17 protein-coding genes are annotated in these 19,268 nt (G+C 70.0%); 6 read left to right on the top strand and 11 right to left on the bottom strand.

Features of this window, described 5'->3' with window-relative positions; all coding sequences use genetic code 11:
- Nucleotides 1-2: 2 nt before the first annotated feature.
- Nucleotides 3-1,241, bottom strand: a complete 1,239-nt coding sequence (locus AB663_RS10095) for a hypothetical protein (RefSeq protein ID WP_232304523.1) — start codon at nt 1,239-1,241, stop codon at nt 3-5.
- A complete protein-coding gene (locus tag AB663_RS10090; protein ID WP_067198542.1) occupies nt 1,238-2,080 on the bottom strand; it encodes an ADP-dependent NAD(P)H-hydrate dehydratase in 843 nt (280 codons plus the stop codon). The genes AB663_RS10095 and AB663_RS10090 overlap by 4 nt, the downstream gene beginning before the upstream one ends.
- 55 nt (nt 2,081-2,135) lie before the next feature.
- On the opposite strand from AB663_RS10090, the gene AB663_RS10085 reads away from it, so the two are divergent.
- Nucleotides 2,136-3,203 (top strand): NADH:flavin oxidoreductase/NADH oxidase, encoded by a 1,068-nt coding sequence (locus tag AB663_RS10085; protein ID WP_067198540.1) that lies wholly within the window; start codon nt 2,136-2,138, stop codon nt 3,201-3,203.
- A 51-nt stretch (nt 3,204-3,254) separates the two neighbouring features.
- On the opposite strand, the gene AB663_RS10080 is transcribed toward AB663_RS10085, so the two are convergent.
- The 3 genes from AB663_RS10080 to AB663_RS10070 all read right to left on the bottom strand — a co-directional run bounded on the left by AB663_RS10080 (nt 3,255) and on the right by AB663_RS10070 (nt 7,202).
- On the bottom strand, nt 3,255-4,316 hold the full coding sequence (locus tag AB663_RS10080) for a hemolysin family protein (RefSeq protein WP_067198538.1): 1,062 nt from the start codon (nt 4,314-4,316) through the stop codon (nt 3,255-3,257).
- Nucleotides 4,313-5,629 carry a hemolysin family protein gene (locus AB663_RS10075; protein ID WP_067198536.1) on the bottom strand — a complete coding sequence of 439 codons (1,317 nt, stop codon included), beginning with the start codon at nt 5,627-5,629 and terminating at the stop codon, nt 4,313-4,315. The genes AB663_RS10080 and AB663_RS10075 overlap by 4 nt, the downstream gene beginning before the upstream one ends.
- Nucleotides 5,630-5,747: 118 nt before the next feature.
- Nucleotides 5,748-7,202, bottom strand: a complete 1,455-nt coding sequence (locus AB663_RS10070) for a GuaB1 family IMP dehydrogenase-related protein (RefSeq protein WP_067198532.1) — start codon at nt 7,200-7,202, stop codon at nt 5,748-5,750.
- Nucleotides 7,203-7,363: 161 nt separating this feature from the next.
- On the opposite strand from AB663_RS10070, the gene AB663_RS10065 reads away from it, so the two are divergent.
- Nucleotides 7,364-11,035 carry a multifunctional oxoglutarate decarboxylase/oxoglutarate dehydrogenase thiamine pyrophosphate-binding subunit/dihydrolipoyllysine-residue succinyltransferase subunit gene (locus AB663_RS10065; RefSeq protein ID WP_067198530.1) on the top strand — a complete coding sequence of 1,224 codons (3,672 nt, stop codon included), beginning with the start codon at nt 7,364-7,366 and terminating at the stop codon, nt 11,033-11,035.
- Nucleotides 11,036-11,098: 63 nt separating this feature from the next.
- Here the strand turns inward: AB663_RS10065 and AB663_RS10060 are convergent, their stop codons facing one another.
- Genes AB663_RS10060 through AB663_RS10050 form a run of 3 tightly spaced genes read right to left on the bottom strand, consistent with a single transcriptional unit; the run spans nt 11,099 to nt 13,338 of the window.
- Entirely contained in the window at nt 11,099-12,400 is a 1,302-nt protein-coding gene (locus AB663_RS10060) for a GNAT family N-acetyltransferase (protein ID WP_067198528.1), read from the bottom strand.
- A gap of 33 nt (nt 12,401-12,433) precedes the next feature.
- Nucleotides 12,434-12,679 carry a zf-HC2 domain-containing protein gene (locus AB663_RS10055; protein ID WP_067198525.1) on the bottom strand — a complete coding sequence of 82 codons (246 nt, stop codon included), beginning with the start codon at nt 12,677-12,679 and terminating at the stop codon, nt 12,434-12,436.
- Nucleotides 12,676-13,338, bottom strand: coding sequence for a sigma-70 family RNA polymerase sigma factor (locus AB663_RS10050; RefSeq protein WP_067198523.1), 663 nt, complete (start codon nt 13,336-13,338; stop codon nt 12,676-12,678). The genes AB663_RS10055 and AB663_RS10050 overlap by 4 nt, the downstream gene beginning before the upstream one ends.
- A gap of 73 nt (nt 13,339-13,411) precedes the next feature.
- Between AB663_RS10050 and aroA the strand changes: the two genes are divergently transcribed.
- From aroA to bcp, 3 genes are read left to right on the top strand one after another with little or no spacing between them, the layout of a single operon-like run.
- Nucleotides 13,412-14,737: a 3-phosphoshikimate 1-carboxyvinyltransferase gene (gene aroA, locus AB663_RS10045; RefSeq protein WP_067198520.1), complete on the top strand. Its 1,326-nt coding sequence runs from the start codon at nt 13,412-13,414 to the stop codon at nt 14,735-14,737.
- Nucleotides 14,734-15,804, top strand: a complete 1,071-nt coding sequence (gene rsgA / locus AB663_RS10040) for a ribosome small subunit-dependent GTPase A (RefSeq protein WP_067202578.1) — start codon at nt 14,734-14,736, stop codon at nt 15,802-15,804. Before aroA ends, rsgA begins: the two co-directional genes overlap by 4 nt.
- A gap of 9 nt (nt 15,805-15,813) precedes the next feature.
- Nucleotides 15,814-16,287 (top strand): thioredoxin-dependent thiol peroxidase, encoded by a 474-nt coding sequence (bcp, locus tag AB663_RS10035; RefSeq protein WP_067198518.1) that lies wholly within the window; start codon nt 15,814-15,816, stop codon nt 16,285-16,287.
- 3 nt (nt 16,288-16,290) lie between these two features.
- Here the strand turns inward: bcp and AB663_RS10030 are convergent, their stop codons facing one another.
- Nucleotides 16,291-16,677 carry a hypothetical protein gene (locus AB663_RS10030; RefSeq protein ID WP_067198515.1) on the bottom strand — a complete coding sequence of 129 codons (387 nt, stop codon included), beginning with the start codon at nt 16,675-16,677 and terminating at the stop codon, nt 16,291-16,293.
- 232 nt (nt 16,678-16,909) lie between these two features.
- Between AB663_RS10030 and AB663_RS10025 the strand changes: the two genes are divergently transcribed.
- On the top strand, nt 16,910-17,158 hold the full coding sequence (locus tag AB663_RS10025) for a WhiB family transcriptional regulator (protein ID WP_067198513.1): 249 nt from the start codon (nt 16,910-16,912) through the stop codon (nt 17,156-17,158).
- Between the two features lie 95 nt (nt 17,159-17,253).
- Here AB663_RS10025 and AB663_RS10020 read toward each other — a convergent pair whose 3' ends face one another.
- Together AB663_RS10020 and AB663_RS10015 are read right to left on the bottom strand one after the other, a co-directional pair.
- Nucleotides 17,254-18,738, bottom strand: coding sequence for a sensor histidine kinase (locus tag AB663_RS10020; protein ID WP_067198510.1), 1,485 nt, complete (start codon nt 18,736-18,738; stop codon nt 17,254-17,256).
- Between the two features lie 49 nt (nt 18,739-18,787).
- Nucleotides 18,788-19,174, bottom strand: coding sequence for an Rv3235 family protein (locus tag AB663_RS10015; protein ID WP_067198508.1), 387 nt, complete (start codon nt 19,172-19,174; stop codon nt 18,788-18,790).
- Nucleotides 19,175-19,268: the final 94 nt, after the last annotated feature.

Here is a 19,268-nt window from a genome sequence, read left to right as displayed (position 1 = left end):
AGTCACTTCCTGGTTCTCGGTGTGAAGGGGATCGGAACGCGCACGACGGCCAGGACACCGACCGCCAGCAGCACGAGGAGGAGAGCGTTGCGCAGCGAGAGCAGCACGACGGGGAGCGGCTCCGCCCGAAGCAGCGCGTCGTAGGTGAGCGGGTAGACGAGGCAGGTGAGGGCGCAGAGCACGAGCACGAGTGCCGCCGGCACGCGCGACCGGCCGGGGTCGAACAGGATCCACAGCAGCAGCGGCGCGATGAGCCATGCCTGGAACTGGGGCGAGCCGACCTTGTTGAAGACGATGAGCGCCACGACGAGCGAGAGTGCGAGCGCGGGGAACAGCCGAGGCAGCTCCGCCCCGCGCCGGGCCTTGACGACGCCGAGCGCTCCGATGACGACGACGGCGGCGAGCATGAGCGAGGTGAGCGCGGCGGACACCGCATCCGCGCCGTCGGCGGCGATCTGGAAGGTCAGGATGTCGAAGCTGTACTCGATGCGCGCGCCGCCTGCGACGGCGACCCACAGGAACGGCGTCGCCGCGACGGCCTCGATCTGCAAGCCGCGTCCGGCCTGCTCGGTGAGGAACCCGAGGATCTGCTCGCGTGCGCCGAGTGCCCACAGTGCGGTGACGACGAGCGCGGTCACGGCTGCCGCGGCGAGCAGCATGCGTCCCCTGTGCCGGGAGGAGACGACCGCGGCGGCGAACAGCGCACCGGGCCAGATCTTCATCCATGCGGCGACCGTGAGCAGCGCGGCGGCGACCGCCGGTCGACGCGCGAGCCAGAGGCCGCCCAGCACCGCGAGGGGCACGGTGACCGCGTCGATGCGGTACACGCCGATGGGCCCCAGCAGCAGCAGCGCCGCGCACCAGAACCAGGCCGCCATGCGGCGAGAACCTGCCGCCGTGCGCCCGACCAGCGCGCCGAACGCGACGGCGTCGAGCACGGTCACCATGACGGCCCACGCGACGAGGTAGGAGCCGCTTGCGCCCATGATCGGAAGCAGCGGCAGCGACAGGAGCTTCGCGGCGAGCATGGGCAGCAGTGCCAGCTGCGGATACACCCAGGTCTGCGTGACGCCCACGATGTCACCGCCCGACAGCGCGGCGGTCGCCCACGGCTCGTACACCAGCACGACATCGCCCATCGGCTGACTCGGGTATATCCACCCGGCGGCCGCGGTGACCGCGTGCGCGATCGCGAACGCCAGCCACAGCGGGGCGCGGCGCACCGTCGCACGCCTGCTCACGCGAGCAGATCCGCGATCGCGCGTGGCAGTGCCTCGGCCACGTCGAGTGCCACGATGGGCCGGCCCGCGGTGGCGCCATCACGCCCGACGACCCCGGATGCCAGCTTCGCGGCTCGGCCGTGCACCCACGCGGCAGCCGCGGCCGCATCTCGCAGCGGCGCGTCAGGATCTGCCGCGACGAACGCGCCGATGACGCCCGCCAGCACGTCACCGGTGCCGGCTGTTGCGAGCCACCCCGTGCTCTCCTCGACGGCGATGACCTCGCCGCCGTGCGCCACGAGGGTGCGCGCGCCCTTGAGCAGCACGGTCCCTCCGAGCGTCTCGGCGACGCGCACCACCGCCTCCTCGGCGGCTTCGTCAGGATCCTCGCCGATGCCCAGCTGCTGGCGAAGACGGGCGAATTCACCGGCATGCGGGGTCACGACGAACGGAGCACGGGCGCCTGCGGCGAGGTCGAGCGCCCCCGCATCCACGACGACGGGCACGTCCCCCGCCAGGATCGCCCGCAGAGCAGCGGTCTCCTCCTCCTCGCGCGCCGCGGCATCCGTACCGGAGCCGATGACCCACGCACCGACGCGCGTACGCCCTGTGTCGGGTCCCGTCACGGTCTCCGGCCTCCGCGCGAGCACGGCATCCGCCGGTCTGCCTTCTCCCACATAGCGGACGAAGCCCGCGCCGGCCCGCCAGGCTGCTTCGACGCCGAGCACCGCGGCTCCCGGGTACGCCGGCGAACCCGTGCGCAACGCCACGACGCCCCGCGAGTACTTGTCGTCATGGGGCGTCGGCACCCGCACGAACCGTGCCGCGTCCTCACGCGACCACTCTCGGACATCGACCATGACTCCACGTTAGTGCGGCGACCCTCGCACCGGTCAGACGCAGTAGCGTCGAACGGTGAGCATCCTCTTCTCTCCTCTCAGCATCCGTTCCGTCACCTTCCGCAATCGGCTGTGGGTCTCGCCGATGTGCATGTACAGCGCCGTCGACGGAGTCGTCCAGGAGTGGCATCACACGCATCTCGCGCAGTTCGCCTCAGGCGGCGCCGGTCTGATCGTCGCCGAGGCCACGGCCGTCGTCCCCGAGGGGCGCATCTCGCCGCGTGACGCAGGAATCTGGAACGACGAGCAGCGCGACGCCTGGGCGCCGATCGTGGACGCCATCCACCGCCGCGGCGCAGCAGCGGGCATCCAGCTCGCTCACGCCGGCCGCAAGGCATCGACGTGGTGGCCGTGGGCCGCTGAGCACGGGTCCGTACCCGTCGCGGACGGAGGCTGGACGACAGTGGCCCCGTCGGCCATCGCCTTCGAGGGATTCTCGATCCCCCTCTCTCTCGACGCCGCCGGGATCGACGACGTCGTCACCGCTTTCGCACGCTCCGCCCGGCGCGCGCTCGACGCCGGCTTCGACGTGCTCGAGATCCACGGCGCGCACGGCTACCTCCTGCATCAGTTCCTGTCGCCGCTGTCGAACCTGCGCGACGACGAATACGGAGGCTCCCTCGAGAACCGCGCTCGTCTCCTGCTGCGGGTGGTCGACGCCGTGCGTGCGGAAGCCGGCGACGGTGTGCCTGTGCTCGTGCGGATCTCCGCGACCGACCACGCCGACGGCGGCTTCACCCCGGAGGAGGCGGCGACGGTGGGCGCATGGTCCGTCGAGCACGGCGCCGACCTCATCGACGTCTCCAGCGGCGGCCTCGTGGCGCACCAGCGCATCTCGGTGTTCCCCGGGTACCAGGTGCCACTGGCCGACACGGTGCGGCGGAGCGGCAGGGTGCCGGTGTCGGCAGTCGGGCTGATCACCGCGGCAGCGCAGGCCGAGCAGGTGCTGGCCGACGGCGCAGCGGATGCGATCTTCGCCGGCCGGGAGTGGCTGCGCGACCCGCACTTCGGCCTGCGCGCGGCGCACGAGCTGGGCGCGGACGTGGCCTGGCCGCTGCAGTACGAACGGGCGCACTGGCGCTGACGCACGGCACCGCCCCGACGCACGGGCGACGGGGCGGTGCCTGAGGGCGCGTCAGTGTCCGCGGACCCGGCGAGTCGCGTCCTGCACCTCGCCCACGAGCTCCTCCAGGATGTCCTCGAGGAAGAGCACGGCCGTGGTGAGCCCCTCACGGTCGCGCACCTTCGCCAGGTGGCGCCCCGCGCGGCGCATCACCGCGAGCGCGTCCTCGAGGTCGGTGTCCTCCTGCACGGGAACCATGTGATGGATGCGCTTGGCCGGCAGCGGCACCGAGACCTTCGCCTCGGCATCGGGCCCCTCGGACGCCCGCAGGATGTCTTTGAGATGCACGTACCCGATGGGCGCGCCCTCGTCATCGACGATGACGTACCGCGAGAACCCGTAGCGCGCCACGGCCTTCTCGATCTCGTCGGGTGTCGTGGTCTGCGGCAGCGTCACGAGATCGTCCAGCGGCACGGCGATGTCGCGCGCCTTCTTGTCGGTGAACTCCACCGCGGCGGCCACCGCCCCCGCCGCATCGGCGAGGACACCCTCGCGACGGGACTGGTCGACGATCGTCGCCACTTCCTCCAGCGTGAACGTCGAGGCCGCCTCGTTCTTCGGCTCGACGCGGAACAGCCGCAGCACGGCGTTGGCCGAGGCGTTCAGCAGCCAGATCACCGGCATGAACACCTTCGACACCCACACCAGCGGCGTCGCGAGGATCAGCACGGCTCTGTCCGGCACCGAGAACGCCAGGTTCTTGGGCACCATCTCGCCGAACACGACGTGCAGGAACGACACGAGCAGCAGCGCGACGGTGAACGACACGGCGTCGACCACGGCATCCGACCAGCCGATCGCATGCAGCGGCGCTGCGAGCAGGTGGTGGATCGCAGGCTCGGACACGTTGAGGATGAGCAGCGAGCAGATCGTGATGCCCAGCTGCGAGGTGGCCAGCATCAGCGTGGCGTGCTCCATCGCGTACAGCGCGGTCTTGGCTGCGCGCGATCCCTGCTCCGCACGAGGCTCGATCTGCGAGCGGCGTGCGGAGATGACGGCGAACTCGGCGCCGACGAAGAAGGCGTTCGCCAGGAGCAGCACGACCAGCCATGCGATTCCCGCCCAGTCGCTCATCGTGCCGCCTCCTCTCCGGCGTCATCCGGTCTCGGGATGTAGCGGAGCCGGTCGATACGGCGCCCGTCCATCCGCACCACCGTGAGGGTGCCGCTGTCCAGCGTCACCTCGTCGCCGACGGCGGGGACCCGCTCCAGCACGCTCATGACGTAGCCGGCGACGGTGTCGTAGACGTCGCCCTCCGGCACCTCGACGCCTGCGCGGCTGCGCAGCTCATCCGGGCGCAGCTCGCCGGGGAAGGTCACGCCGTCACGGCCGGTGACGATCCCCGCCCGCGTCCGGTCATGCTCGTCGGCGACCTCGCCGACGAGCTCCTCGATGAGGTCCTCGAGCGTCACCAGCCCCGCGGTGCCGCCGTATTCGTCGACGACCACCGCGAGCTGATAGCCCCGGGCGCGCAGCTCGGCGATGAGTCCGTCGATGTGCGCGGTCTCCGGTACGCGCAGCGGCTCGGTCGCGAGCGCCCCGACGGGCACCTCGGCACGCCGCTCGCGCGGAACGGACACCGCCGCCTTGAGATGCACGACACCGGTGATGTCGTCGAGATCGTCGTCGTAGACCGGGAAGCGGCTGTGACCTGTGCGCCGCGCGAGCTGGATGACGTCGTCGGCGGAGTCGCCCGCGGCGATCGCGTGCATGCTCGGACGAGCCGTCATGACGTCGGCCGCCGTCAGCCGCGCGAACGTGAGCGTGCGGTCGAGCAGTGTCGCGGTGTCGGCCTCGAGCACTCCGGCGCTGGCCGAGCGGCGGACGAGCGAGGAGAGCTCCTCGGCCGTGCGCGCACCCGACAGCTCCTCCTTCGGCTCGATCCCCATGCCGCGGAGCACACCGTTCGCGCTGCCGTTCAACACGACGACGGCGGGCTTGAACACCGTGGTGAACGCCACCTGGAACGGGACGACGAGCTTGGCCGTCGCGAGAGGGAGGGCCAGTGCGAAGTTCTTCGGAACCAGCTCGCCGAGGATCATCGACACGGCGGTCGCGACGAGCATCGCGACGACGGTGGCGATGGGGGCCACGGCGCCTTCGGGGATGCCCCACGCGGTGAGCGTCGGGCTCAGCAGGTTCGACAGGGCCGGCTCCATGGTGTAACCGGTGAGCAGCGTCGTCAGCGTGATGCCGAGCTGTGCCGAGGACAGATGCGTCGACGTGTGCCGCAGGGCGCTGATCGTCAGGGAGAGGCGCGACTCGCCGCGAGCCTGGCGCGCTTCGAGGTCTGCCCGGTCGAGGTTGACGAGCGCGAATTCGCTGGCGACGAACAGACCCGTCCCGACCGTGAGGAGGAGCCCCACGCCCAGCAGGATGTAATCCATCAGAGGTTCCTCTCGCTATCGAGAGGCGGGCGGTGGGGCGATGTACTGCAACTGGGAGGGTCGTCCATAGTGACGACGATTGTACAGAGGTCCGCTGTGGATCCGCCGCGACAGCGGTCTACCAGCTCACCGGCAGCGCCTTCCCCTCTTCATAGCCCGCTGCGGACTGCAGCCCGACGAGCGCGCGCTCGTGGAACTCCGGAACCGAGGCGGCGCCCGCGTAGGTGAAGGACGACCGCACTCCCGAGGTGATCATGTCGAGCAGGTCCTCCACGCCGGGCCGCAGCGGATCGAGGTAGATCGTCGACGACGAGATGCCCTCGGCGAACAGCTCCTTCCTCGCGCGCTCGTATGCGTCGAGTCGGCCGAACCTGGCCTGCACGGCCTTGGTCGACGCCATCCCCCACGACTCCTTGAAGACGCGGCCGTCGGCGTCGCGCTGCAGCTCGCCAGGCGCTTCGATCGTGCCGGCGAACCACGAGCCGATCATCACGGATGCCGCGCCCGCGGCGAGCGCCAGCGCGACGTCGCGCGGGTAGCGCACTCCCCCGTCCGCCCACACGTGCGCACCCAGGGCGCGAGCCGCTTCTGCCGTCTCGAGCACGGCCGAGAACTGCGGGCGCCCCACGGCCGTCATCATGCGGGTGGTGCACATGGCGCCGGGGCCCACGCCGACCTTGAGGATCGTCGCCCCGGCCTCGACGAGATCCTGCACGCCGTCCGCCGTGACGATGTTGCCGGCGACGACCGGAAGCCCCAGTCCGAGATCCGCCACGGTGCGCAGTGCGCGCAGCATGCCCTCCTGATGGCCGTGAGCCGTGTCCAGCACGAGCACGTCGACGCCCGCTGCGGCGAGGGCGCGTGCCTTCGCCGCCACGTCGCCGTTGATGCCGACGGCCGCGGCGACCGCCAGCCGTCCGTCGGCGTCGACGGCGGGGCGGTAGAGCGTCGACCGCAGCGCGCTGCGTGCGCTGAGGGTGCCGACGAGCTGGCCGTGCCTGGTGACCGTGACCAGTTCGGCGCCTGCCCCGGTGATGACGTCGAACGCGTGGCGCTCTGACCCGATGTCGTCAGCGTCGATCGACGGCGTGCCGGAGCGGACGAGGTCGCCCAGCTGCGCATCGGGCAGCGCTGTCGCGAGGCGTGTGGCGGGGAGCACGCCGCGCACCGACTCCATCGCGTAGGGTGCGCGACCGCTCGCGACCACGATGCCGTGTCCCGCGGCCGGAGGCAGCAGTCGCAGAGCGTCGGCCACGGAGGCGTTCGGCGGGAGGACGAGCGGCGTGTCCCACTGCACGGGCTGGGACTTGACGTCGCGGATGGCGGAGTCGAGGTCCTGCAGGGGCATGTCCTGCGGCAGCACCCCCAACCCGCCGCGCCGCGCGAGCACCGCAGCGAGGCGAGGGCCCGTCACGGAGTTCATGTTCGAGGCCACGATCGGCAGCGTCGCCGGCGTGCCGTCGTGCGGCGTGAGATCGACCTGGAGACGGCTGGTGACGTCCGACCGCCGAGGCACGAGGAACACGTCGGAGTAGGTCAGATCGACGGACGGCTGCGACCCTGCGAACTTCATTCCTCCACGGTAGCGACATCCACCCCCGATCGGGGCGGGGCGACGACGATTGCGGGGCCGAAACACGTTAGGCTTGTTGGTCGAGAGTGTGCAGACCCGGGCGCATCCTGCTTCCGTGCGAGCACACGTTGAGATTCAGCGATGAAAGAGGGCGATCGAGCGTGTCGAACCAGGTGACCGGCGTCGGGGGCGACGGGGGGTTCGGAGCCAATTCCTGGCTCGTCGAAGAGCTCTACGAGCAGTTCAAGGCCGACCGTGACTCCGTCGACAAGGAGTGGTGGCCGATCCTGGAGAAGTACGAATCGGATGCCGCATCCGGCACGGCCGCCACGGCACCCGCAGCACCTCAGTCCGCGCACCCGGTGACGGCGCCCATCCCCGTGATCGGGGCTCAGCCCGTCGCGCGCACCACCGCCAAGCCCGCCGCGGCGGCCCCGATCCCCGCGCAGGCGCCCAAGCCCGCGGCCAAGGACGCTGAGGAGGCGACCGAGGAGGACAAGGTCACCGTCCTGCGCGGCATGCCGAAGACGCTCGCCGCCAACATGGACGAGTCGCTGACCGTCCCGACCGCGACCAGCGTCCGCACCGTTCCCGCCAAGCTGATGATCGACAACCGCATCGTCATCAACAACCACATGGCCCGCACGCGCGGCGGCAAGGTCAGCTTCACCCACCTCATCGGATGGGCGCTCATCCGCACGCTCGACGAATTCCGCAGCCAGAACGTCTTCTACGCCGAGATCGACGGCAAGCCCTCCGTGGTCGCCCCGGCGCACGTGAACCTCGGCATCGCGATCGACCTGCCCAAGCCCGACGGCACGCGTGCCCTCCTGGTGCCGAGCATCAAGCGCGCCGACACCATGACGTTCACGGAGTACCTCGCCGCCTACGAGGATCTGGTGACCCGGGCCCGCAACAACAAGCTCACGGCCGCCGACTTCCAGGGCACGACCGTGTCGCTGACGAACCCCGGCGGCATCGGCACCGTGCACTCGGTCCCGCGCCTCATGAAGGGCCAGGGGTGCATCATCGGCGCCGGAGCGCTCGAGTACCCCGCCGAGTTCCAGGGCGCGAGCGAGAAGACCCTGAACGAGCTCGCCATCGGCAAGACCATCACCCTCACGAGCACGTACGACCACCGCGTCATCCAGGGCGCGGGCTCGGGCGAGTTCCTGAAGAAGGTGCACGAGCTCCTCATCGGTCAGCGCGGGTTCTACGACGACATCTTCGCGGCCCTCCGCATCCCCTATGCGCCGATCCGCTGGAACCCCGACATCGCCGTCGACCTCGCCGAGCGTGTCGACAAGCAGTCGCGCGTGCAGGAGCTCATCAACTCGTTCCGCGTGCGCGGCCACCTCATGGCGGACATCGATCCGCTCGAGTACGTGCAGCGCTCCCACCCCGACCTCGAGATCGAGAGCCACGGACTCACGTTCTGGGATCTCGACCGCGAGTTCGTCACGGGCGGCTTCGGCGGCCGGCGGGTGGCGAAGCTGCGCGACATCCTCGGCGTGCTCCGAGACTCCTACTGCCGCACCGTCGGCATCGAGTACATGCACATCCAGGACCCCGAGCAGCGGCGCTGGTTCCAGGAGAAGGTCGAGGTCAAGTACCAGAAGCCCGGGCACGACGAGCAGCTGCGCGTGCTGCGCAAGCTCAACGAGGCCGAGGCCTTCGAGACCTTCCTGCAGACGAAGTTCGTCGGACAGAAGCGCTTCTCGCTCGAGGGCGGCGAGTCGCTGATCCCGCTGCTCGACGAGATCCTCCAGGGCGCGGCAAACGCGGGGCTCGAGGGTGCCGCGATCGGAATGGCCCACCGCGGCCGGCTCAACGTCCTCACCAACATCGCCGGGAAGACCTACGGTCAGGTGTTCCGCGAGTTCGAGGGCACCCAGATGCCCGGCAACCAGCGCGGCTCCGGCGACGTGAAGTACCACCTCGGCACCGAGGGCACGTTCGTCGCCGAGGACGGCGCCGAACTGCCCGTGTACCTCGCGGCCAACCCCTCACACCTGGAGACGGTCGACGGCGTTCTCGAGGGCATCGTCCGCGCCAAGCAGGACCGCAAGCCCATCGGCACGTTCACGTGGCTGCCGATCCTCGTGCACGGCGATGCGGCCTTCGCCGGCCAGGGCGTCGTGGTCGAGACGCTGCAGATGTCGCAGCTGCGCGGGTACCGCACCGGCGGCACCATCCACGTCGTGGTCAACAACCAGGTCGGCTTCACGACCACGCCGAACGACGGCCGCACGTCGGTGTATTCCACCGATGTCGCGAAGACCATCCAGGCGCCGATCTTCCACGTGAACGGTGACGACCCCGAGGCGGTCATCCACGTCGCGCAGCTCGCCTTCGAGTATCGCGAGCGCTTCCACCGCGATGTCGTCATCGACCTCGTGTGCTATCGCCGCCGCGGACACAACGAGGGCGACGACCCGTCGATGACGCAGCCGCTCATGACCGACCTCATCCAGGCCAAGCGCTCGGTCCGCAAGCTCTACACCGAATCGCTGGTCGGCCGCGGTGACATCACCGAGGAGGAGTACAACCAGGCGAAGGCCGACTTCCAGAACAGGCTCGAGATCGCCTTCGCCGAGACGCACGCGGCCGAGACCGGCGCGACGCCGATCGCGCCGGACCTGCCGCCGGTCGACGAGCAGGTGGGCGCACCCGAGGTCACAGGCGTCCCGCGCGAGGTCATCGAGCTCATCGGCGACGCGTTCGTGAACAAGCCCGAGGGCTTCACGGTGCACCCGAAGATCCAGCAGCTGCTGGAGAAGCGCCTCGACATGAGCCGCAACGGCAACATCGACTGGGGCTTCGGCGAACTCCTCGCCTTCGGCTCCCTCCTCGTCGAGGGCACGCCCGTGCGCCTGGCCGGGCAGGACTCCCGCCGCGGAACCTTCGTGCAGCGGCACGCGACGCTGCACGATCGTGCGAACGGTCAGGAGTGGCTGCCGCTGTCGAACCTCTCCGACTCCCAGGGGCGCTTCTTCGTCTACGACTCGCTGCTCAGCGAGTACGCGGCCCTCGCGTTCGAGTACGGATACTCGGTGGAGGCGCGCGAAGCGCTCGTGCTCTGGGAAGCGCAGTTCGGCGACTTCGTCAACGGCGCCCAGTCGGTCATCGACGAGTACATCTCGTCCGCGGAGCAGAAGTGGGGCCAGCAGTCCGGTGTGACTCTGCTCCTCCCCCACGGCTACGAGGGCCAGGGTCCCGACCACTCGTCCGCCCGCATCGAGCGCTTCCTGCAGCTGTGCGCCCAGGAGAACATGATCGTCGCGCGCCCGTCGACGCCGGCATCCCACTTCCACCTCCTCCGCCGCCAGGCGTATGCACGCCCGCGCAAGCCGCTGATCGTCTTCACTCCGAAGGCGATGCTGCGCCTCCGCGGTGCCACCAGCCCGGTCGAGGCGTTCACGAGCGGCCGCTTCGAGCCGGTGATCGACGACGACCGCGGTCTCGATCGGTCCGCCGTGAGGCGCGTCCTCGTGCACTCGGGCAAGGTCCATTGGGACCTGCGCGCCGAGCTCGAGAAGAACCCGAACCCCGAGATCGCCCTGGTGCGCCTCGAACAGCTCTATCCGACGCCGATCGACCAGCTCAAGGCGATCACCGACTCGTACCCCAACGCCGAGTTGGTGTGGGTGCAGGAGGAGCCGGAGAACCAGGGTGCGTGGCCGTTCCTGGCGCTGGCGTTCGCGGACGTCCCGGGCGACCGTACGTTCCGTCCGGTGTCGCGCCCCGCTTCGGCCTCGCCCGCGACGGGTTCGTCGAAGGTGCACGCCGCCGAGCAGGCGAAGCTCCTGCGCGACGCGCTCACCCTGGCCTGAGCTGCGTCGTCGCGCACGAGGGCGTCCCGACCGGTTCGGGGCGCCCTCGTGCGCTCTCGGCGTTCAGTACCAGATGTCGAGCGTAGGAGCGGGGAACGCGATGAACGCTCGATCGAGTGCGTCCGCCGTGCCGGAATCCGTGACGAGACGTCCGGCACCGTGCAACGTGCGAGCGCGAACCGCGCCGGCGTACAGCGAAGAGAGCACGGAGACCGACAGGGACGCGTCCGGCTCGCGGTCCGTCGCTCTCGTGACCCGAGCCTCTCCCGCGCTGTCGACCTGGAGGAGCCAGTCTCCCGCGGTGAAGCCCAACGGGTCGTCGACGCGCAGCACGACGTCGAGCGGGGCCGAGTAGGTGCGGGCGCGCATCGCTGCCGGCACGTCGAGGATGCGCAGCCATCCGTGATCGTGCTCGACCGTCGTGACGCCGCGAGGGTCGGCGACGAGCCACGGCAGCGGGTCGTCGATCGGACGCAGGTCGGCCGTCACGGTATCGACGAGGTCGTGATTCAGTGCGAACCGCCAGAGGGCAGCCGCCGCGTCGGGCGTCTCGGTCACCATGAGCCGGATGTCCATGCGGAAGCGGAAGGTGCCCTCCTTCTCGGAGAGCGCATAGGCCATGGCGCCACGGACGTCGCCGTGAGCGTCGAGGTACCGCACCCCGCGCACCGAGTCGCGGTTCGGCACATGCGGCGCCACGCCCGCATGTCCTTCCCACCGCCCCCGCCACCCCGGCACGCGACCGGATGCCGAGCGGAGCACGCGGTCGTGCACCGCGCCGAGCTCGTCGGCGAGGAGTTCCCTGTCGACGTACTCCACTCGGCCCGGAGGGACGAACCCCGCCCAGCCCGCCCGGCGCGTGTCCACCGTGAAGGATGCGACGGGGACCGCGGAGCCGAAGCCGTACCGGCCGTAGATCGTCGCCTCGGACACGGTGAGACCCGCCATCGGCAGACCGGCCGACGCCGCCGACCGCAACTCGCCCTCGAGCAGCGCCCTGGCGATTCCGCGTCGGCGATGCGTGGCAGCCACGGTGACGACGCTGATCGCCCACATGTCGAGCTGAGCGCCACCGGGGACGGTGAGCGGCGTGACCCAGGAGTTCGTCGTCGCGATGGGCAGGTCGCCGTGCGACGCGGGATCATCGACGGCGATGTTCCTCCGGGCCGCGAACACGCCCCTCACCTGGGTCAGGGCCTCGTCAGTGGGCTCCGGTCCCAGGAATCCGCGGTCGACCGCCCGCAGGAACGCGCTCATCGCCTGTTCGTCGTCGGCGTCGACGACGCGGTAGTCGAGTCCGTCGGAGCGGAGCCGCTCCGCGGATCGGGAGTCTGCGGGGATGTCTCGCGCGTCGATGGCCGTCATGGGTCCACCCTAACGAGGGATCCCGACACCAGATCAGTGCTGTGCGGCCTGCACCTCGCGAAGACGCGCGAACACCTGGTCGCGCAGCTCTTCAGGCGCCGTCTCCTTGCAGGCCCGGGCGACGACCTCGGTGAGGGTCTTCGCCACGAGCGCCTCGTCGCGGCACGCCGGGCAGTTCTCGAGATGCTCGCGGATCTCGGAGTGCTCGGTCTTGCAGACCTCGTTGCGGAGATACTCCTCGAGATCCTGACGCGCCTTCTCGCAACCGCAGTCGCTCATTTCCTGCTCCTCGGGTCAGCCGCGGCGATGCCTCGCTCCGCGGCATAGTCGGCCAGCAGCTCCCGCAGCATCCGCCTGCCACGATGCAGGCGGCTCATCACGGTGCCGATGGGGGTCTTCATGATGTCCGCGATCTCCTGATACGCGAAGCCTTCCACGTCTGCGAGGTAGACCGCGAGACGGAAGTCCTCGGGAACCGCCTGCAGCGCGTCCTTCACCACCGACGCCGGCATCCGATCGATCGCCTCTGCCTCGGCCGAGCGGCTGTGCGAGGCCGTCGTCGATTCGGCGCCGCCGAGCTGCCAGTCCTCCAGCTCGTCGATGGTCCCCTGGAAGGGTTCGCGCTGCCTCTTGCGATAGATGTTGATGTACGTGTTCGTGAGGATGCGGTAGAGCCACGCCTTGAGGTTCGTCCCCTGCGTGAAGGTCGACCATGATCCGTACGCCTTGACGAACGTCTCCTGCACGAGGTCGGCCGCGTCGGCGGGATTGCGGGTCATGCGCATGGCTGCGGCGTACAGCTGATCCATGTACGGGATCGCCTGGTCCTCGAACTCGCGCCGGGAGTCGCTGACGGTGTCTGCGCGTGCGGTGTCATCCATCACCGGCCAGTCTAGGCCGCCGAGGTCGACGACCTCGCGTTCCAGCGTCGCGATCATGCTCTCTCCTTCGCGGCGACGTGACATTCCGGAAAGTCCCGGCCCGGCACTCGCTTCACTAAGGTGGGAACCGATGAGCGCCAACAGGTATTCCCCTCCCCTCGTCCAGGGCTCTTACGCCGCGCCTGCGGCCGAGGGCCCCGTGCGCGCGACCCTGACGATCCCCGGCTCGAAGTCGCTGACCAACCGCGAGCTGATCATCGCCGCGATCGCCGACGGGCCGGGGCGCCTCATCGCGCCGCTGCACTCCGACGACTCACGTCGCATGGTCGACGCGCTGCGCGCACTCGGCGTGGGGATCGAGGAGGTTCCGTCCGAGAGCGAGTTCGGCCCCGACCTCGTGGTCACCCCTGCCAAGCTCACCGGAGGCGTCACGGTCGATTGCGGCCAGGCGGGAACCGTGATGCGCTTCATCGCCCCGCTCGCCGGCCTCGCCGAGCAGGACGTGCACCTCACGGCGCACGAGACGGCCCTGCATCGGCCGATGGGCGGGCTGATCAGCGCCCTGCGCGACCTCGGCGTCGACATCGACGACGAGGGCACCTGGGCTCTCCCCTTCACGATCCGCGGACACGGACGCATCCGGGGAGGACGGGTCGAGGTCGACGCCTCGGCGTCGAGCCAGTTCGTCTCCGGACTGCTCCTCGCCGCGCCGCGCTTCGATGTCGGCCTGCATCTCGTGCACACGGGCGAGCACCTCCCGAGCCTTCCGCACATCGACATGACGATCGAGGCGCTCAGCCGCCGAGGCATCCGCATCGAGCGCCCCGGTGTCGGCGAGTGGCTCGTCGAGGCCGGGGTACCGCGCGCCAAGGAGGTGCCGATCGAACCAGACCTGTCGAACGCGGCCCCGTTCCTCGCGGCGGCGCTCGTCACCGGCGGGTCGATGACCATCACCGGCTGGCCGGTGCACTCCACGCAGCCGGGGCACCTCCTGCCCGAGATCCTGCAGGCGATGGGTGCGCACGTCGGCAGACACGGCGGTGCGCTCACGGTTCGCGCCGGAAGCGGCATCCGCGGTCTCGACCTCGACCTCTCGGCCGCGAGCGAGCTCACCCCGACGATCGTCGGGCTCGCCGCCTTCGCCGATTCCCCCACCACGATCCGGGGGATCGGACACATCCGGTTGCACGAGACCGATCGCATCGCCGCGCTCATCGGCAACCTCCGTGCGCTCGGCGGCGTCGCCGAGGAGCTGCCCGACGGCCTGCGCATCGTCCCAGCGGAGCTCCGGGGTGCGCGCTGGGCGGCTCATCACGATCACCGGATGGCGACGACCGGCGCTCTCATCGGTCTGCGTGTGCCTGGCGTCGAGATCGACGACATCGGAACAACGGCGAAGACGCTCCCCGAGTTCACCCTCCTGTGGGCGCGGATGCTGCGAGGCGACTCCGCGTGAGCTGGCTCGGCGACGACGACCTCGACGACGACTTCGAGGAGTACAACGAGAGCAGCGTACGCACGCGCCCCAACCCGAAGGCGAACCGACCGCGCACGAAGCGGCGGCCCGCGCACGAGGACGCGCAGATCGGTCGTGTGCTCGGCGTGGATCGTGGCCGATACACGGTGCTCATCGACGAGGACACTCCGGATGAACGCACGATCACGGCGGCGCGGGCCCGAGAACTCAGGCGCACCCCCATCGTGACCGGAGACCGGGCGCGCGTGGTCGGCGACACCTCCGGCGACGAGGGGACCCTCGGGCGCATCGTCGGCATCGTGGAGCGCACCTCGCTGCTGCGTCGGAGCGCGGACGACACCGATCAGGTCGAGCGGGTCATCGTCGCCAACGCCGACCAGATGCTCATCGTCGTCGCCGCCGCAGACCCCGAACCCCGTGCGCGCCTGGTCGATCGCTATCTCGTGGCCGCGCTCGACGCCGGCATCCGCCCCCTGCTCGTCGTCACCAAGACCGACCTGGCCGATCCAGCGGACTTCCTCTCCCACTTCGACGGTCTCGACGACCTGCGGATGTTCACGAGCGGACGCACAGACATGCCGGTCGCGGAGATCGGCGCTGCTCTCGTCGGCCACTCCACGGTGTTCGTCGGTCATTCCGGCGTCGGCAAGTCGACGCTGGTGAACGCCCTCGTGCCGACGGCGGGGCGCGCGACCGGACACGTGAACCAGGTCACGGGGCGGGGCAGGCACACCTCCTCCTCCACGGTCTCACTGAGGTACCGCGGGCATGGTGGCTCTGGCTGGGTCATCGACACACCGGGTGTCCGCTCCTTCGGGCTCGGCCACGTGGACCCGGCGAACATCCTCGCGGCGTTCACAGAGCTCGCCGAGATCGCCGAGGACTGCCCCCGCGGGTGCACGCACAGGGCGGATGCTCCCGACTGCGCGCTCATCGAAGCCGCCGAGTCCGGACGCCTGGGTCCGACCGGCCGCGCACGCCTGGATTCGCTGCAGCGCCTGCTCCAGACTTTCGCCGACAAGGCGGAGCAGACACCGGGCCGATAGGCTGGACAGGTGACTGAGCGCCTCGAACCCGGAACCCCCGCCCCCGACTTCTCCCTGCTCGACCAGGACGGCGACACGGTGAGCCTGGCCGATCTGCGCGGCGAGAAGACGGTGCTCTACTTCTACCCTGCGGCCATGACCCCGGGGTGCACGACGCAGGCGTGCGACTTCCGCGACAGCATCTCCTCGCTCCAAGGGGCGGGCTATCGCGTCGTCGGGATCTCCCGTGACGAGCCTGCCAAGCTCGCCGAGTTCCGGGAGCGCGACGGTCTCACCTTCACCCTCCTCAGCGACCCCGACCACGCGGTGCACTCCGCATACGGCGTCTGGGGCGAGAAGAAGAACTACGGCAAGACCGTCGAAGGCGTCATCCGCTCGACCTTCGTGCTCGACGAGCATGGAGTCGTGGAGCACGCGCTGTACAACGTCAAGGCCACGGGACACGTGGCCAGGCTGCGCAAGCTCCTCGGCGTCGACGCCTGAGGATCAGTCCGCGCGAGCGGACCCTCCCTCGGCACGCGCGCTGGCGACGAGGAGCACGAAGCCCACGGCTCCGGGAAGCCCCACCGCCAGTACGAACAGCCACACGACGGGCTGCACGGTCAGGGACGCGAGGGCGAGGGTCACGGCGAGCACCTGGAAGACGACCCCGCCCGAGCGCGCCCAAGATCGGCCGGAGCGCACGCCGACCGCGAAGGCGAACAAGGCTGCGGCGCCGACGAGCGTGAGGACGATCAGCGCGAGCGCGGTCGGCAGGGATGACGCGTCACCGGCACCGAGTCCGATGAGCTCGATCAGGGCGAACACCAGGAGCGCCGCGCCCTCGGCGGCTAGGACGGCGGCTGAAGCGAGGGCGAGTCGGGGTGCGCGCACGGCGTCTCCTGGGAATCGGATGAGAAGGAGGAAAACCCTTGATTTCGCAGGGTTCATGTAACAGAATAGACAAAGTCATGTGCTCCCACAGCGGCGTGGGTCGGGCGCTTCGCCCGCATCACACAGAGCGAGCATCCGCTCGCATCCCATCAGGGTAGCTGAACCCGATCTGCCGCCCGAATCCGAGGCGTCGCACGACGACATCTCTTGAAATCCACACCGAGGAGCCCCAATGGACTGGCGCGACAAGGCCGCCTGCCTGACTGTCGACCCTGAGCTTTTCTTCCCCGTCGGGAACACGGGGCCGGCCGTCGATCAGATCGAGAAGGCGAAGTCCGTCTGCGCAACCTGCACCGTGACCGAGATCTGCCTGCAGTACGCCCTCGAGACCAGCCAGGACTCGGGCGTGTGGGGCGGTCTCTCCGAAGACGAGCGCCGTGCGCTCAAGCGCCGCGCCGCGCGCGCACGCCGCGCCTCCTGACCGTCGCCGCATCGAACGCGCGCCCCGTACGCCACGATGGCCCCGGATCCTCGGATCCGGGGCCATCGTCGTTGCGTGCCGCGAGGGCACGGGAGTCACTTGTTCAGCCAGCGCAACGGGACGTCGATCACGACCTCCGTGCCCTCGCCGTCGGTGCCGCGCCACTCGATCGTGCCGCCCAGCTCCCCCTGGATGAGGGTGCGGATGATCTGCGTGCCGAGTCCCTGGCCGATGCGCCCCTCCGGGAGGCCATGACCCGTGTCGCGCACCGTCACGCGCAGATTCTCCTCGGTGCGGCTGGCGTCGATCGTGACGACGCCCTCCTGCCCCTTGAGACCGTGCTCGACGGCGTTGGTGACGACCTCGGTCAGCGCAAGCGCGAGGGGCGTGGCGTATTCGCTCGGCAGTACCCCGAAGCGACCAGTGGACTGCGTGCGGGCGCGCGTGTTCGGGGCTGCGGCGACTTCTGCCACCAGCTTGAGCACGCGGTGGAACACCTCGTCGAAGTCGACCTTCTGCGTGAGCCCCTGCGCGAGCGTATCGTGCACCACCGCGATCGAATCGACGCGCCTCATGGCTTGGGTGAGGGCCTCGCGCGCCTCGTCCGAGTGCGTCCGCCGTGCCTGGATGCGCAGCAGCGACGCGACGGTCTGCAGGTTGTTCTTCACCCGATGGTGGATCTCGCGGATCGTCGCATCCTTGGTGATGAGCTCCTGCTCCTGGTGCCGCAGCTCTGACACGTCTCGGCACAGCACGATCGCGCCGATGCGCGTGCCGTGGTCCTTGAGCGGGATGGCGCGGAGCGACACGGTCACTCCCCTGGCCTCGATGTCGGTGCGCCACGGCGCACGCCCGGTCACGACGACCGGCAGCGACTCGTCGACCTGACGGGACGGCGGGACCAGACGCGTGGTGACCTCCGCCAGGGACTCGCCCTCGAGCTCGTCGTCGAAGCCCATCCGGTTGAAGGCGGAGAGCGCGTTCGGGCTCGCGAAGGTGGTGATGCCGTCGACGTCGATGCGGATGAGACCGTCAGAGGCGCGCGGAGCGCCTCGCCGCGGAGACGTCGGCGCGGCCAGGTCGGGGAAGCTGCCGTCGGCGATCATCCGGAACAGGTCGTTGGCGCATTCGTCGAACGTGATCTGCTGGCGCGACGGCGTGCGGGCCTCGCCGAGGTTCGTGTGCCTGGTCACGACGCCGATGACCGACGGCGGCTGATCGCCCGAGCGACGTTCGTTGACGATCGGCACCGCCCTGACCCTGGTGGGCGTCTCCTCGAACCAGTCGGGCGAGGATGAGTCGACGATCTCGCCCGATTCGAAGGCCCCCTGCACCTGCGTGCGCCACTGCGGCCGAACGCGCTCCCCCACGATGTCGCGGTAGAAGAGCGTCGCCGCACCGCTGGGCCGTGCGTGCGCCACGGCGATGAACGAGCCATCGTCGGTCTGGATCCACATGACGATATCGGCGGATGCCAGATCGGCGAGAAGCTGTCCATCGCCGGCGAGGCGGTGGAGCCATTCGACGTCGCCGTCGGTCAGGAGGCCCTGGGCTTGGGCGAGATCACTGAGGGTTGACACCTCACCAGCCTACTGGTGGGCTCCCCGTCCGCCTCTCTCAGCGCGCCTCTCAGAGCACCGCGAGCGACGCCGCGCGCCAGCGCCGGTCGAGCCCCTCGAGGCGCACGGCGACGGCGCGCGTGCGACCGGGCCCCGCCACGACGATCACAGCCTCGACGACGCCGTCGACGGGCTCGGAGGTGCGGATGGACCGGATCTGGAACGTGGGGCGCGCCGGCGGCACGCCGCGAGCGCTGCGCGCCCGGGCGGACAGGTTCGCGCGGGTCACGAGGCTGCGGTACGCGTCCTCGTTGAACCACCGTGCGAGCTGGTCGACCTCGCGGACGCCGGCGAGCACCTCGAGCACGCCCTGCGTCAGGCTGCGCAGCAGTGGTACCGGATCGGGCAGCTCGGAACGCGGCGTCGGCTGCGGCGCGAAGTACTCGTGGAGCGTCATCTGCAAGCCCTCTCGTTCGGCGAAGACCGCAGCCAGTAGAGCATGGGCTCCGGTCGCGAACGCTCGCACAGAGGGCGCATTGTGGATAACTCGT

This window comes from Microbacterium sp. XT11 (genome assembly GCF_001513675.1).
Taxonomy (GTDB): Bacteria; Actinomycetota; Actinomycetes; order Actinomycetales; family Microbacteriaceae; genus Microbacterium.
Note: the sequence above shows the minus strand (reverse complement) of the source record. Positions and strands in the feature narration are given on the sequence as shown.